General features: G+C 72.3%; 16 protein-coding genes. 9 read left to right on the top strand and 7 right to left on the bottom strand.

From position 1 onward, the window contains the following. The 3 genes from DQ240_RS14465 to DQ240_RS14455 are packed head-to-tail and all read right to left on the bottom strand — an operon-like array spanning position 1 to position 3,370. Complete coding sequence (locus DQ240_RS14465) at positions 1-1,131, bottom strand: epoxide hydrolase family protein (RefSeq protein ID WP_199589320.1); 1,131 nt, start codon at positions 1,129-1,131, stop codon at positions 1-3. Further along, positions 1,128-2,042: an alpha/beta hydrolase gene (locus tag DQ240_RS14460; protein ID WP_147262000.1), complete on the bottom strand. Its 915-nt coding sequence runs from the start codon at positions 2,040-2,042 to the stop codon at positions 1,128-1,130. Before DQ240_RS14460 ends, DQ240_RS14465 begins: the two co-directional genes overlap by 4 nt. Continuing rightward, positions 2,039-3,370, bottom strand: a complete 1,332-nt coding sequence (locus DQ240_RS14455; RefSeq protein WP_113840326.1) for an alpha-amylase family protein — start codon at positions 3,368-3,370, stop codon at positions 2,039-2,041. Before DQ240_RS14455 ends, DQ240_RS14460 begins: the two co-directional genes overlap by 4 nt. 62 nt (positions 3,371-3,432) lie before the next feature. Here DQ240_RS14455 and DQ240_RS24040 point away from each other — a divergent pair, with 62 nt between their 5' ends. After that, positions 3,433-5,535 (top strand): RtcB family protein, encoded by a 2,103-nt coding sequence (locus tag DQ240_RS24040; protein ID WP_233498728.1) that lies wholly within the window; start codon positions 3,433-3,435, stop codon positions 5,533-5,535. 76 nt (positions 5,536-5,611) lie between these two features. Here DQ240_RS24040 and DQ240_RS14440 read toward each other — a convergent pair whose 3' ends face one another. After that, positions 5,612-6,361: an SDR family oxidoreductase gene (locus DQ240_RS14440; protein ID WP_113840325.1), complete on the bottom strand. Its 750-nt coding sequence runs from the start codon at positions 6,359-6,361 to the stop codon at positions 5,612-5,614. A 100-nt stretch (positions 6,362-6,461) separates the two neighbouring features. Here DQ240_RS14440 and DQ240_RS14435 point away from each other — a divergent pair, with 100 nt between their 5' ends. Beyond that, positions 6,462-7,301, top strand: coding sequence for a helix-turn-helix transcriptional regulator (locus tag DQ240_RS14435; protein WP_113840324.1), 840 nt, complete (start codon positions 6,462-6,464; stop codon positions 7,299-7,301). Between the two features lie 45 nt (positions 7,302-7,346). Beyond that, positions 7,347-8,246, top strand: coding sequence for an SMP-30/gluconolactonase/LRE family protein (locus DQ240_RS14430; RefSeq protein ID WP_113840323.1), 900 nt, complete (start codon positions 7,347-7,349; stop codon positions 8,244-8,246). Between the two features lie 67 nt (positions 8,247-8,313). Here DQ240_RS14430 and DQ240_RS14425 read toward each other — a convergent pair whose 3' ends face one another. Together DQ240_RS14425 and DQ240_RS23640 are read right to left on the bottom strand one after the other, a co-directional pair. After that, positions 8,314-8,787: a PASTA domain-containing protein gene (locus DQ240_RS14425; protein WP_113840322.1), complete on the bottom strand. Its 474-nt coding sequence runs from the start codon at positions 8,785-8,787 to the stop codon at positions 8,314-8,316. 220 nt (positions 8,788-9,007) lie between these two features. Then, complete coding sequence (locus tag DQ240_RS23640; RefSeq protein ID WP_199589319.1) at positions 9,008-9,178, bottom strand: hypothetical protein; 171 nt, start codon at positions 9,176-9,178, stop codon at positions 9,008-9,010. Between the two features lie 385 nt (positions 9,179-9,563). On the opposite strand from DQ240_RS23640, the gene DQ240_RS24035 reads away from it, so the two are divergent. Next, entirely contained in the window at positions 9,564-10,073 is a 510-nt protein-coding gene (locus tag DQ240_RS24035) for a C40 family peptidase (RefSeq protein ID WP_113840321.1), read from the top strand. A 52-nt stretch (positions 10,074-10,125) separates the two neighbouring features. On the opposite strand, the gene DQ240_RS14415 is transcribed toward DQ240_RS24035, so the two are convergent. Beyond that, entirely contained in the window at positions 10,126-10,494 is a 369-nt protein-coding gene (locus DQ240_RS14415; RefSeq protein WP_147261999.1) for a hypothetical protein, read from the bottom strand. Between the two features lie 320 nt (positions 10,495-10,814). On the opposite strand from DQ240_RS14415, the gene DQ240_RS14410 reads away from it, so the two are divergent. Genes DQ240_RS14410 through DQ240_RS14390 form a run of 5 tightly spaced genes read left to right on the top strand, consistent with a single transcriptional unit; the run spans position 10,815 to position 14,528 of the window. Continuing rightward, complete coding sequence (locus DQ240_RS14410) at positions 10,815-12,446, top strand: AAA family ATPase (RefSeq protein WP_113840319.1); 1,632 nt, start codon at positions 10,815-10,817, stop codon at positions 12,444-12,446. Between the two features lie 10 nt (positions 12,447-12,456). Beyond that, positions 12,457-12,906 (top strand): hypothetical protein, encoded by a 450-nt coding sequence (locus DQ240_RS14405; protein WP_113840318.1) that lies wholly within the window; start codon positions 12,457-12,459, stop codon positions 12,904-12,906. A 1-nt stretch (position 12,907) separates the two neighbouring features. Continuing rightward, positions 12,908-13,123 (top strand): DUF2997 domain-containing protein, encoded by a 216-nt coding sequence (locus DQ240_RS14400; protein ID WP_113840317.1) that lies wholly within the window; start codon positions 12,908-12,910, stop codon positions 13,121-13,123. After that, positions 13,104-13,862 (top strand): helix-hairpin-helix domain-containing protein, encoded by a 759-nt coding sequence (locus DQ240_RS14395; protein ID WP_113840316.1) that lies wholly within the window; start codon positions 13,104-13,106, stop codon positions 13,860-13,862. Before DQ240_RS14400 ends, DQ240_RS14395 begins: the two co-directional genes overlap by 20 nt. A 3-nt stretch (positions 13,863-13,865) precedes the next feature. After that, positions 13,866-14,528 (top strand): 4Fe-4S single cluster domain-containing protein, encoded by a 663-nt coding sequence (locus DQ240_RS14390; RefSeq protein WP_113840315.1) that lies wholly within the window; start codon positions 13,866-13,868, stop codon positions 14,526-14,528. Positions 14,529-14,539 lie beyond the last annotated feature (11 nt).

The following is a 14,539-nucleotide window of genomic DNA, read 5'->3' as shown; positions in this document are numbered from 1 at the left end:
TCAGCGCACGGTGCGGAAGAAGGCGCGCACCTCCTGCACGAACACCTCCGGCTGCTCGAGCGCCGCGAAGTGACCGCCGGCCGGGAGCTCGCTCCAGCGGCGGATGTCCGTGAACGCGCGCTCGGCCCAGCGCCGGGACGGCGTGAAGATCTCGTGCGGGAAGATCGCCGCGCCCATCGGCACCGCCGTGGGCGGCCAGGCCTCCCGGCGGAAGCTCTCGCGGTAGAGCCGGGCGGACGACGCCGCGGTCCCGGGCACCCAGTAGAGCATCGCGTTGTCCAGCAGCCGGTCCGCGCCGAGCACCCCGACCGGGTCGCCGTCGACGTCGGCCCAGGCCGCGAACTTCTCGAGGATCCAGCCCAGCTGTCCGGCCGGGGAGTCGGTGAGCCCGTAGCCGAGGGTCTGCGGGCGGGTGGCCTGCTGGGTGGAGTAGCCGGTGCCCTGGTCGCGGTGCTCGGCGAAGCGGTCCAGCGCCCGCCGCTCGGCGTCGGTGAGGTCGCCGTCGCGGTCGGGACGGACGCTGACCATGTTCAGGTGGATGCCGGTCAACCGGTCGGGGACGGCGTCCGCCAGCGCGCGGGTGACCGTCGAGCCCCAGTCGCCGCCCTGGGCGCCGAACCGCTCGTAGCCGAGCCGGGTCATCAGCTCCGCCCAGGCGGCGGCGATGGCCTCCACACCCCAGCCGGTGCGGTCCGGCCGGTCGCTCCAGCCGTAGCCGGGCAGCGAGGGGACGACGACGGAGAACGCGTCGCGGGCCTCCCCGCCGTCCGCGACCGGATCGGTGAGTGGCCCGACCACGTCGAGGAACTCCACGACCGAGCCCGGCCAGCCGTGGGTGAGCACGAGGGGCATGGCGTCCGGGTGCGGCGAGGGGACGTGCAGGAAGTGGACGCCGAGGCCGTCGATCGTCGTCCGGTACTGGGGGAAGCGGTTGAGCAGCCGTTGCCGCGCCGGCCAGTCGTACTCGTCGGCCCAGTACGCGCAGAGGTCCTGCAGGTAGGCCAGCGGCGTGCCCTGCGACCAGTCGTCGACCGGTTCCGGCTCGGGCCAGCGGGTGCGCCGCAGCCGGTCCCGCAGGTCGTCGAGGACCTCGGCCGGGACGTCGACGGTGAACGGCTCGATCTCGGTCACGGGGCTCCTCGGGCCAGGACGCTGCCCGCCCAGGCGACCAGGCGCTCGAGCAGGAGGGAGTGGTTCGGGCTCACCACGGAGTGGTGCCCGGAGTCGGCGAGCCGGTAGAGCGTGAGGTCGCCGGTGTGCGCGAACTCGGGGGCGACCTCGGCCAGCGGCGCGCCGATGTCGCGGTCGCCGTGCGCGAGGAGCACCGGGACGTCGAGGGCGGCGATCTCGTCGCGGGCGCTGCCGGGGACCATCGACGCGAGCCCGACCAGGCCCAGGAGCGGGGCGCTGGCACGGGCCAGGGCGCCCTTGACGCCGTCGTCGGCGGTGTGGTCGCGGCCGTGCCGGCGGTCGAGGTCGGGCAGCGGGGTGCCGAACCGGTCGCGCACCAGCCCGGGAAGTGCGGCGCGCAGGCCGTCGGGGTCGTCGGCGTACGCGGCCGCCGCGGGGTCGAGGACCTCGGGCATGCCGCGGCCGCCGTAACCGAGCAGCGCGACCGCGTCGCAGCCACCGTGCCGTGCCTGCTGGTGCACGAGCAGGCCGGCGCCCGCCGAGTGGCCGCAGCCGACCACCGCCCGGGTCGGCGGCAGATCGCCGTCCCGCAGCCGCTGGAGCACGTGCGCGTTCACGTCGGCGACCAGGTGCGGCGTCAGCAGGTACGGGTCGTCGGGGACGCTGCTCTCCCCCACCCCGAGGTGGTCGACGGTCACCGCGACGTGCCCGCGGTCGGCGAGGTACCGGGCCACGCTGTGGCCGGGGAGGTCCCAGTAGCGCCGGCTCATCCCTCCGCCGGGGAGCAGCCACCAGAGCAGCCCGGTCGGCGGGGGGCCCGGCGGCGGGGCGAAGACGTCGACCACCACGCACTCGCCGCCCGGCGGGGCGACGTCCCGGACGTCGACGGTGATGCGCACCGGTCGGCTCACCCCTCGATCACCGCCCAGCCACCGGCCGGCAGGGTGACCCGGCCGCCGTCGAGCCGCGCCTCCCCGGCCAGGACGGTGCGGGCCCCGGGTGCCCGCACGGTCACGGGTGTGGCCGCGGTGGAGAGGGCGGCGAGCAGCCGGCCGCCGTCGCCGGTCGAGGCGTAGACGAGGGTCTCGTTGGCCACGTCGACCACCTCGGTGCGCGCGGTGTGCAGCCAGGAGTGCCGGCGGCGCAGGCCGATCAGCTCCTGGTGCAGCGCGAACGTGGGCAGCCCCAGCGGGGAGAGCTCCTCCGGCGTGGCCGGGAAGGGCGCGCGCACGGCGTCGTCCCCACCGGCGCGGTCCTCCTTGACCCCGGTGAAGCCGTGGTCGTCCCCGGCGTAGACCGCCGGGGTGCCGGCGACGGTGGCGAGCACGACCAGCGCGTGGGCCAGGTGGGCGGGGTCGGTCAGCCTGCTGGCGATGCGGGTGACGTCGTGGTTGCCGAGGAACGTGTAGGGGACGAACCGCTGCGCGAAGGCGTCGTGCCGGCCCAGCGCGTGGGCGAGCTCGTGCAGGTTGGCGTCGTTGAGCGAGCTCCAGATCGCCTTCCACAGCTCGTACTGGGTGACCGAGTCGAGCCGGCTCTCGGCGACGAACCGCGGGTAGTCACCGTGGATCACCTCGCCCATCAGGTAGGCGCCGGGGTGCCGGTCCCGCACCCGCTGCGCGACCTGCGCCCAGAACGCCGTCGGGACGGCGTAGGCGGCGTCCAGGCGCCACCCGTCCGCGCCGCGGTCGAGCCAGTGGCACATCACGTCGGCGACGTGGTCGACGACCGTGGCGCTGGTGTGGTCGAGCGCGACGAGGTGGTGGTGCCCCTCGAAGTCGTCGTACCCGGGCTCGACGCCGGGGCGCCACGCCTCCGGGCCGCCGGGCCAGCGCAGCCGGAACCAGCTCGCCGTGGGCGCGTCCGGCCCCTGCTCGAGCACGGCCCGGAAGGCGGGGTGGCTGCGGCCGACGTGGTTGAAGACGCCGTCGAGCAGCACCCGGATGCCGCGCTCGCGGGCAGCGGTGACGAGCGCGTCGAAGTCGGCGTCGTCCCCCAGGCGCGGGTCGATGCGGAGGTGGTCGGTGGTGTCGTAGCCGTGGGTCTCGGAGGCGAAGACCGGGCCGAGCGCGAGGCCGTTGGCGCCGAGCCGGGTGACGTGGTCCAGCCAGGCGGTCAGGTGGCCGAGCCGGTGGACGACGGGGGCGTCGGGGTCCCGCTCCTTCTCCGCGCCGACGAACCCGAGCGGGTAGACGTGCCACCAGATGACGTGCTCGACCCAGTCCGGTTCGGTGCCCACACCGCCCACCCTGACACGCGCCGCCGAGGTGAGCGCCCGGTCCCCGCGGGTACGGCCCGCGCATGGAACGGATCAACGAACGGCTGCTGAACTGGGCCTCGATCCTCGAGGACACCACCCGCGAGCAGGCCGAGCGCACCGCCGCGATGCCGTTCATCCACCCGCACCTGGCGCTGATGCCCGACGCGCACCTGGGCAAGGGCGCGACCGTCGGCTCGGTCATCCCGACCGACGGTGCGATCATCCCGGCGGCGGTCGGGGTGGACATCGGCTGCGGGATGATGGCGGTCCGGACGCAGTTCGAGGCCGCCGACCTGCGCGGTGACCTCGCCGTCCTGCACGGCTGGATCGCCCGGGCCGTCCCGCTGTCGGCCGGCCGCTACAACAAGAAGCCCACCGCCACCGCCGAGCCGCGGATCGCCGAGCTGCGCGCGATGCCCGGCGCCGGGCAGGCCGACGCCGCCGCGCCGAACTGGCCGCAGCAGCTGGGCTCGCTGGGCTCGGGCAACCACTTCATCGAGGTGTCGCTGGACGAGTCCGACCGGGTCTGGCTGTTCCTGCACTCGGGCTCGCGGGGCGTCGGCAACAAGCTGGCGGCCAAGCACATCGCGATCGCGCAGGCCCGCTGCCGGGACCTCGGCATCGAATTGGCCGACCGGGACCTCGCGTACCTGGAGGAGGGGACGCCGGAGTTCGACCGGTACATCGAGGCGCTGCGGTGGGCGCAGCGGTTCGCCTTCCTCAACCGCGAGGAGATGATGGACCGCGTCGTCGACCAGCTGGGGCGGTTCGTGAAGACGCCGGTGGAGCGGATCGAGACCGTGAACTGCTTCGCCGGCGAGACCGGGGTCATCACACGCACCGGCACGCGGCCCATCGAATCCCTGGCGGGCGGTGAGCACGAGCTGCTGACTGCTGGTGGGGAGTGGGTGAAGGCTCCAGTCCGCTCCTTCGGGCGGCAGGAGGTGAGCGAGGTCCTGCTGAGCAGGTCCGGCGTCACGAAGATCATCCGGGCGACCGCAGGACACCGCTGGCTCCTCCGGTCGCGTCGCGGCCACGAGTACGAAGCGACCACGGCGGAGCTGACCCCCGGGGACCGGCTGCAGTTCTCGTTCCCACATCGACCTGACGGGTTGACTGTCGACCGGAGGTCCGCTGCACGCGGCTTCGTCTACGGGGATGGCACGGCATTGGCGGGTGGTCGTAGAGCTCTCGCCAACTTCTGCGGTCCCAAGGACCAGACTCTGTTGCCCTTCTTCGAAGGCATCGGACGACCTCCCCGCACCTACGGGCCCGTCACTCGGGTGTCCGGCTTACCTGGGGCCTGGAAGACGGAGCGGCCCTCACTCGATTCGCCAGCCGATGAGCTGTACGGGTGGCTCGCCGGCTACTTCGCCGCCGACGGCGACGTCGACACGACCGGCCGCCCGACCCTGAGCTCAGCCGACCGAGAAGACCTGGAGTACGTACGACTCGCGTGCCAGGCGATCGGCGTCGGGACGTTCGGGATCCGATCGCGACTGCGCAAGGGCTTCGGCGAAGTGCCCACCTCGCTGCACCTCGTCGGTCTCATGCGAGGCGATCTGGATGGGGCCTTCTTCCTCATTCCGGAGCACCGGGCACGCTTCGAGCGCGGGCGCCATGCGTCAGAGCGGCGAGGGTGGAACGTCGTGTCTGTGCGTCCTACCGGGGAGACCACCGAGGTGTACTGCGCCGTCGTGGACGGCACACACTCCTTCGCCCTCGCCGACAACATCCTGACCCGGAACTGCCACCACAACTACACCGAGCGGGAGACGCACTACGGCCGCGAGGTGTGGCTGTCGCGCAAGGGCGCGATCTCGGCGCGGTCGGGGCAGTGGGGGCTGATCCCGGGCTCGATGGGGACGGCGTCCTACGTCGTCGTCGGCAAGGGGAACCCGGAGTCGCTCGCCTCCTCGCCGCACGGCGCCGGCCGGAACTTCTCGCGGACGGCGGCGCGCAAGCGCTTCACCCGGGCCGACCTGGAGAAGCGGATGACCGGGATCGCCTGGGGGCACTCCGACGCGTTCCTCGACGAGCACCCCGACGCTTACAAACCGATCGACCGGATCATGGAGGACGCCGCCGACCTCGTGGAGATCCGGCACACGCTGCGCCAGATCGTCAACGTCAAGGGCGACTGACGCCGGCAGGTGTCCTCCGCGGACGCTCGGGCTCTGCCCCGCATGTGGGGCAGAGCCCGAGCGTTGCGGGAACAGGTCAGGCGGCGAACCGGGACAGCTGGGCGAGGACGTCGTCCGTCCGCCCCTCGGCCTCGGCGAACCGGAGGAACCGCACCCGCTCGACCAGGACCTCGTCGGCGTCGGGCCGCTCGGCCAGCAGGGCCATGACCTCGTCGAGGTAGTCCTCCAGCGGCATGGCGTGCGAGGAGTCCCGCTGGCCCATGAGGTCGGTGCGCACCGCCGGGGGCACCAGCTCGGTGACCTGCACCGGGGTGCTGCCGAGCTGCACCCGTAGCGCCTGGGTGTAGGAGTGCACGGCCGCCTTGGTGGCGCTGTAGGTCGGCGTCAACGGCATCGGCACGAAGCCCAGGCCCGAGGACACGGTCATCACCGTCGCGGCCGGGCGGCGGAGCAGCGCGGGCAGGAACGCGTCGATGCTGCGGATGGTGCCGAGCAGGTTCGTGGCCACGGTGCGCTCGGCGACCTCGACGTGCGCCGGGTCGGTCAGGTCCTCGGGCAGCATGATCCCGGCGGTCGTGATCACGGTGTCCAGTTCGGGGTGGGCGGCGGTGACCGCCGCCGCGGCCGCGGCGATCGACGCCGGATCGGTGACGTCGAGCTGCTGCGTGCCCAGCCCGGGGTGCTCGGCGGCGAGGGCGGCCAGCCGATCGGTGCGCCGTCCCCCGACGACGACGGTGCTGCCGGCGGCCATGAGCCGCAGGGCGAGGCCGAGGCCGATGCCCGAGGTGCCGCCGGTGACGAAGACGGTGCTGCGTGTGGTGTCCATGCCCCGACCCTGCGCCGCCCCGGACGCGTCGGGCAGAGACCGGTCATCCAGGGACCGGCGCTCCCTGGATCACGCCGGCGGACCCGGGGAGGATGACCGCGTGGACCGACCGGGGCTGGCCGACTTCCTGCGCACCCGCCGCGAGCGGCTGCAGCCGGGCGACGTCGGGCTGCCCGCCGGACCGCGCCGGCGCACGGCCGGGCTGCGCCGGGAGGAGGTGGCGGCGTTGGCCACCATGTCGGCCGACTACTACACGCGCCTGGAGCAGCAGCGCGGTCCGCAGCCGTCGGAGCAGATGCTCGCCGCGATCGCCCGCGCGCTGCGGATGACCCTGGACGAGCGCGACCACCTGTTCCGGCTGGCCGGGCACAACGCCCCGCTGCGGGTCCGCCCCAGCGAGCACGTCGCGCCCGCGCTGCAGCGGGTGTTCGACCGGCTGGAGGACACCCCTGCGCTCGTGCTCTCCGACCTCGCCGAGACGCTGCTGCAGAACCGGCTGGCGACCGCGCTGCTCGGCGACGAGACCCGGCACACCGGCCTGGCCCGCAGCGCGTACTACCGCTGGTTCACCGACCCGGCCGATCGCCGGCGCTATCCGGAGGCCGACCACCCCCGGCAGAGCCGGCTGCAGGCGGCGGGACTGCGGGCCGCCCTGAGCGCCGGCGCCTCGACGGCCCGGGCCACCGAGATCGTCGACCGGCTGCTGGCCGTCAGCCCCGAGTTCGCGGACGTGTGGGGTCGCCACGACGTCGGCAAGCGGTTCGAGGACGCGAAGACGCTCGTGCACCCGGAGCTCGGCCCGATCGACGTCGACTGCCAGGCGCTGTTCACCGAGGACCAGGGCCAGGTGCTGCTGGTGCTCACCGCGGCGCCCGGCACCGAGGCGGCCGAGAAGCTGCAGCTGCTCTCCGTCATCGGCGAGCAGCAGTTCAGCGCGTGAGGGCCCGTCGGGCCCCGGGTCGTCGGCCGACCTAGTGTCCGGGCCATGGCGGAACGAGAGCTGCGGACGATCCTGACCGGCGGTGGGTTCTTCGAGGGCCCGCGCTGGCACGACGGCACCTGGTGGGTGTCCGACTTCTACCGGCACACGGTGAGCCGGGTGACGCCGGACGGGCAGGAGACCGTCCTGTTCGAGGTGGAGAACCAGCCCTCGGGGCTGGGCTGGCTGTCCGACGGCTCGCTGGTGGTCGTGTCGATGAAGGACCAGCGGCTGCTGCGCTGGGCCGACGGCGAGCTGTCCACCTACGCCGACCTGAGCGAGCACTGCGGCAGCCACCTCAACGACCTGGTGGTCGACGCGCACGGGCGGGTCTTCGTCGGGGACTTCGGCTTCGACCTGATGGGTGGCGGCGACGCGCACACCACCACGCTCAAGCGGGTCGACCCCGACGGCTCGGTGCACGTGGTGGCCGACGGGCTGCTCTTCCCGAACGGCTCGGTGATCACCCCGGACGGCGGCACGCTCGTCGTCGGCGAGACGCTCGGCAACCGGTACACCGCCTTCGACCTGGCCGGCGACGGCTCGCTGTCCAACCGCCGGATCTGGGCCTCCCTCGGTGGCGAGGTCACCGGCCGGACCACCGAGGAGGTCCTCGGCCAGATCGTCGTCGCCCCGGACGGCTGCGCGCTCGACGCCGAGGGGCACATCTGGTCGGCCGACGCGGTCGGCGGCCGGGTCGCCCGCATCGCGCCCGGCGGGTCGATCGTGGAGTCCGTGGCCGCACCCGAGGGGATGGGCGTGTTCGCCTGCATGCTCGGCGGCGAGAACGGGACGACGCTGCTGATGTGCTGCGCTCCGGACTTCTACGAGCACAACCGGGCGCCGGTCCGCGAGGCCGTCCTGGTGACGACCGAGGTGGGCGTCGCCCACGCCGGCCGGCCCTGACCCCTGGACGACAGCGACCCCCGTCCGGCTGGTGCCGGACGCGGGTCGCTCGCGTGGTGCGGAGGGGTCAGGGGCAGCTCTCCTCGCGCTTGACCACGCCGAAGTCGATGTCGCCCTCGACGTCACCGGTCACCTGCTGACCGGCGGGGATGTTCTGGGTGCAGACGATCCAGTTCGAGTCGACGACCTGGTTCCGGCTGCCCAGCAGGTCGTGGGAGACGCTGAGGAAGACGCCGTTGGTCTGGACCAGGTCCTGTGCGCTCTGCAGGTCCATGCCGACGAGGTCCGGCATCACGAAGTCGACACCCGCGTCCTCGGCGGAGGACGGCGCGGGCGCCGGTGCGGGCGCGGGCGCGGGGTCGCTGGCGACCGGAGGGGTGGCCTCGGTGGAAGGCGCCGGCTCCTGAGCGGTCGACGACGTGCTCGCGGCCGGTGCGTCGTCCTCGCTGCTGCAGGCGGTGCCGGCGGCAGCGACGAGCACGAGGAACGCGCCCGCGACGATCCGGGTGCGGCGGCGGGACGGGCTGGACGGCTGGTACATGGGCTCCCCGTGAGGTGGTGCGGGCGCCGGGGTGCGCAGGCCTCATGCCCCACCGCCCCCGCGCGTGATCGACCGACCCTTGCACGTGGTGCATCCGGCTACGGGGACGTGCGAACCCGTCGGGTACCGGAACGGCCCCCGGCGCCCCAGCCGTCCCTGCACGCGCAGCGACCCCCGTCCGGACCTGCCGGGCGGGGGTCGCTCGCGTGGTGCGGAGGGGTCAGCGGACGGCGCCGCGCCCCCGGCCGGCGCCACCGCCGCGCTTCTTGTTCTGCTCGCCGAGCTTGGCGACCATCTCCTTGATCTTCGCCTGGTTCTGCGGCTTGCGGGCCTCCTGGACGAGCTTCGCGGCTACGCCTGAGGCGATGAGCTTCCGGAACATCCCGGGCATGGGTCCTCCTCGTGTCGGTGGACTGTCTGGCGTCCGTTGCCCTGTCGATGCCCGGCGAGCGAGGCGGCCAATCCCCGTTCCGCTTCGGTGATGGTGCGTCACCGCGATGGTTACTCCGAGTGAGACCATGCGGCGTGTCGCCTATTCCACGATCAATTGGCACCTGAGCGGCGTCCCACACCGGGAGGTTCGACGACCTCGCAGGTCAGGGCGCCGAATGCCACCATCGCGCCGACCGACACGCCGAGCGCAGAAGCTCGTTCCGAGCGGGGAACCACGATTCGACGGACCGGAGAAGCGGTTCCTAGCGTCGGATCGGTCCGGACGCGGCCCCTGCCCTCGAGCAGCGGCGCCGCACCCCGAGAACGAGGAGAACCCGTCGTCCATGACGACCACTCGCGCCACCCGCACTGCCCGTACCACCCGCACCGCCCGCGGCGCCGTCGTCGCGGTCCTGGCCGGAGCCGGGATGCTGCTCAGCCCGCTGCCCAGTGCCGTCGCGCAGGAGCCGGCACCCGCCGCGTCGGCTCCGGCGCCGTCGCCGGCCGCGCAGACCGCCGTCGACACGGCGATGGCCCAGGTCGGCAAGCCGTACCAGTACGGCGGTTCCGGCCCCGACAGCTTCGACTGCTCGGGCCTCACCTCGTTCGCCTACCGGGCGGCCGGGATCGAGCTGCCGCGCACGTCGCGCGACCAGGCCACCGTGGGCGTGCCGGTCGACGACGTCTACGCCCTGCAGCCGGGTGACCTGCTGTTCTTCTACAGCCCGGTCAGCCACGTCGGCATCTACATCGGCAACGGCCAGATGGTGCACGCCTCGACCGAGGGCCAGCCGGTCTCGATCGTGGACGCCAAGGACATGCCGGAGTACGCCGGCGCGCGCCGGATCGCCTGATCCGCACCTCCGGAGCCCCGGTCGCCACGCTGCGACCGGGGCTCCGGCGCGTTCACCCGCAGGGCGGGCAGTCCCGGTCGGCCGCGCAGAGGGAGAACACGGCCTCGGGCTCGCGCGGCCACGACGAGAGGAAGAGGTAGCCGAAGCGCGTGTTCAGGCACGCCTCCGGCCCGGCGTCGGCCACGGCCCGGGCCAGCTGCTCGGGCGCGTGGTTGCGGAAGCGCTGCAGCTCGTCGCCGGCGGCGAGGGTGACCACGCCGTCTGCCACGTCCATGACGTGCACCTGGCGCCACTCGGCCAGCGCGCCGGTGTGGCACAGCAGGATGTTCTTGCGGTGCGGGGCGTGGCCCGGCGTCCGGCGGGTGCAGGCCTCCTCGACCCGCTCCGCCCGGCTGGACCGCGGATCGGTGTCGCTCAGCATGGTGGTCTCCTCCCCGGCTCGGCACTGGCTGTGCCGCCCTCCGGTCCCCAGGTTCGGACGCCCCATGCGGGAGAGGTCGCCGGTGATGCCGGGACGGGTGACCTCCTCCCCCACGCGGGTGGCGACCTCCGCCGTCCGGTGACTTAGCGCGACCGTCGGCCTCAGAGGGCGATGCTGCGCTGCGGCGCAAGCAGCCGCCACACCCGTCCCGCCGACACCCCGACGCAGCGAGCCGGGAGTACCGCGGCGAAATAGGGTCGCCAGGAGGTCCGGACCTGCACCGTGCTCCTCGCCGGACCGCCACACGGGAGACCCACACCATGTCCGCGTCATTCCGCGACAATCTCGACCAGATGCTCAAGGCCCGGTTCCCCTTGCTGTACGTCGAGAGCTTCGAGGAACTTCGGGTCGTGACCGAAACGGTCCACGTTGCGTCTGCGCTCCGCACGCCTCGCGGCGTGTGGTCGTGGTCGGTGACCGAGGGACTCACCTCTCCAGCCGGAGCTGTGCAGGCGAACACGCGTGACGCGGCAGCGGCCCTCGACGCAGTCACCCGCATCGAGGAACCGGCCCTCTTCCTCTTCCGTGACCTCCACGCCGTACTGGGCGACGGTTCCCGGCCGGCCGATCAGAACGTCGTCCGCCGGTTGCGGGACGTTGCAGCGAGTTTCAAGAACGGCGCAACGCCGCGCACGCTCATGGTGGTTGCCCCGCTGCTTCGGATCCCTCCCGAGCTAGAGAAGGACGTAACCCTGTTGGACTTCCCGCTCCCGGGGGAGTTCGAGATCCGCCAGCTACTCGACAACATGATCCTCACGAACTCGGTCGACGGGCGCATCAAGGTGCAGCTCGAGGAGCGGGACAGGGAGCGTCTGGCAAAGGCGGCACAGGGCTTGACGCTCGGCGAGGCCGAGAACGCGTTCGCACGGGCCATGGTCAACGACGGCAAACTGACCCCGGACGACGTCGACGTCGTCCTGGAGGAGAAGCGGCAGACCATTCGCAAGAGCGGGCTGCTCGAGTTCGTCCCGGTGGACGTCGAGCTCTCCGACGTCGGCGGGCTGGAGAACCTCAAGCGGTGGCTTGCCAAGCGGAGCGACTCGTGGCTCGCCGAAGCTGCCGAGTACGGCCTCCCTGCCCCGAAGGGCGTGCTGATCACCGGGGTACCGGGCTGCGGCAAGTCGCTGACTGCCAAGGCCATCGCCTCGGCCTGGGGGCTGCCCCTGCTGCGGATGGACATCGGGCGCGTGTTCGCGGGCTTGGTCGGCTCAAGCGAGCAGAACATGCGGACTGGGATCGCCACAGCCGAAGCAACCAGCCCATGCGTGCTGTGGATCGACGAGATCGAGAAGGGGTTCGCCGGGGTGGGCGGCGGAGGGGACTCCGGGACGTCATCGCGCGTCTTCGGGTCGTTTCTCACCTGGATGCAGGAGAAATCGCGGCCAGTCTTCGTCATCGCGACCGCCAACAACATCGACCGACTACCGCCGGAGTTCCTCCGCAAGGGCCGCTTCGACGAGATCTTCTTCGTCGACCTCCCGACCACCGCAGAACGCGCGGCGATCTGGCGGATCCAATTGAAGAAGCGGGTGCGCAGCGCGGACGTCCGCAACGGGCTGGAAGGCGACACGGCTCTGCTGGCAGATCTCGCGGCGTCCAGCGAGGGCTACTCCGGGGCCGAGATCGAGCAAGCCGTGACAGCGGGCCTGTTCGACGCCTTCGCCGACCGCCGACCCCTGAAAGGAACCGACCTCCAGCGGGCACTGCGCAACATGGTGCCCCTCTCGATCACGCAGGCGGAGCAGATACAGGCCGTCCGCGAGTGGGCCGACGTTCGGGCCGTGGCCGCGAGCGCTCCGTCCGACGACGCTGTGCGCCCCGTTCTGTCCCCGCCGGCAGTTGCCGTCCCACCTCCACCGACCGCCCGCGGTGGGCGTTTCGTCGATTTCTGAGGAGCGTCTGATGAGCATCTCGCTCGTACTGCTACCACTCGCCGTAGCAGCTGCCACGGCGATCCAGGACCGCATGGAGCGGCGACAGGAGGCCGGTCGACTGACGTGCTCCGTGGACACCCGTATGCGCGACGGCGGGCTGCTGGCCGCGGCCCTGACGGACACCGGCGCGACGGTGGACGCCACTGAACGCGATGGGATACGCGTCCACTGGAGCGCGACGTCCGCTGTGTTCGAGCGCGACACGGCGGGCATCTGGAGCGCTCACTTCAGCGGCGATGTCGACGAGACAACCGCTCGTGAGCGGATCATCCAGATCGACCGCGCTTACGGACGCCAGGTTCAGGCTGCGGTCTTGGCTCGATTGCGCGAGCGCGCCCCCGCGGCCGGCTTCACGCTGACCACCCAACGGCTCGAGGACGACGACTCGGTGACCCTTGTGCTCACGCAGGAGGTGTGACATGCCAGCGCGCGTAGAATTGCACGTCCGTATAGGCGCGGACGGCACGGTCGTGGCCGAGACCCACGGCATCACGGGGACTGCCTGCTTGGACTACGTCTCCCTTCTGGAGAACCTCCTGGAAGCCACGACTGTCGACAGCACCTACACCGCCGACTACGGCCGCTTCGACGTGGCAATTGCACAGGAGGGTCGCGATGAGCTCCCTCAGTCCTGACCACGACCGGCGACGCCCGGAACAACTGCTCGCGGACCGCGCCTGGAGACGGCGGCACAGCCGCTGGCTGCTCGGGCCCATCCTCGGCTTCGGCATGGTCACCTGGTTGTCCTTCCTGTACATCGGCCGCAAGGCCAAGCGGACCGACTGGTTGGTCGCCGGCGTCGTGTACGCGGTGGCCACCGCTGTCTGCTTCTTCTTCACCGAGGGCACGGAGGGACCGAACGGAGAGCCCAACGAGTGGCTCGGTGGCGCGCTGGTCGCTCTGTGGGGCGTCGGTGTGGTGCACGCGCTCGCGAGCAACCGTGCGTGGCTGATCTGGCGCTCGCGCAACACCACCCCCTGGTACGAGCAGGTCGTGCACGGGTCGTCCACGGGGACTCCAGCGTCCTCACGGGTCCATCCCGCCGAGAACCTCGGGCTGGAGACTGCCGACTACTACGCGGAGCCGCCCCAGGCGACGCCCGAGCTGCGACCAGCAGCTCCCGCACCTCTCGATGTGAACTCGGCCGACCCGGCCGAGCTGCTCGCACTGCCGGGATTCACGGTCGACCGCGTCCGCCGGGTTGCCGCGGCCCGCGACGCCCGGAGCGGATTCATCTCCGTCGAGGAGTTCGCAGAGGCTGCCGGTCTCGCACCTCACGAACACGCCCGCCTACGAGCGAGGGTGGTCTGCGTGCCGCGTGCGGCTCCTCGTCGCCTGGAAGGCCCGGGCTCCGGGCGCGTCGTGGACTTCTGACCGATGCCGCCTGCTCCCCCGCCTGCCGTGACGCCGGACCTCCTCCGGGTTGCCCGCACGCTGCCCGTCACGGAGGCCGAGGGGCCGGGGCGCCGGGCCGCTGTCTGGGTCCAGGGCTGCTCGCTCCGCTGCCCGGGATGCTTCAACCCACATCTGTGGACCACGCGCGGTGGCAAGGAGCGGATGGTCGACGATCTGGCTGCGGAACTGGTCGATCGGGCGGTGACCGACGGCGTGGAGGGAGTGACGCTCCTCGGAGGTGAGCCCTTCGACCAGGCAGCGCCCTTGGCGCGGCTTGCCGCCGCCTTCCATCGGGCCGGCCTGACGGTCATGACGTTCACCGGCTACGACATCGCGGACCTGAGGGAGTGGGCGGCGAACCGACCCGACATCGAGGCGCTGTTGGCCTCCACCGACCTACTGGCGGACGGTCCCTATCTGGAAGCGGCTCCTGAGCGTGCACGACCGTGGATCGGATCGGCCAACCAGGGGCTCCACTCGCTCACAGACCGATATCCGCATCCGGCCGGCCGCGACTCGCTGGAAGTGCGGGTAGCAGCCGATGGCACGGTGGCCGTCAACGGCTGGGCTGATGTGGCCGCGCTCGAGGACCTGCTCGACGGCTTGCGCCGGCCGCCGTGGGCGCAAGGCCCGCTTGCACTCTGAGGAGCCGGATC

It is taken from the genome of Blastococcus sp. TF02A-26 (genome assembly GCF_003319125.1).
Classification (GTDB): Bacteria; Actinomycetota; Actinomycetes; order Mycobacteriales; family Geodermatophilaceae; genus Trujillonella.
Note: the sequence above shows the minus strand (reverse complement) of the source record. Positions and strands in the feature narration are given on the sequence as shown.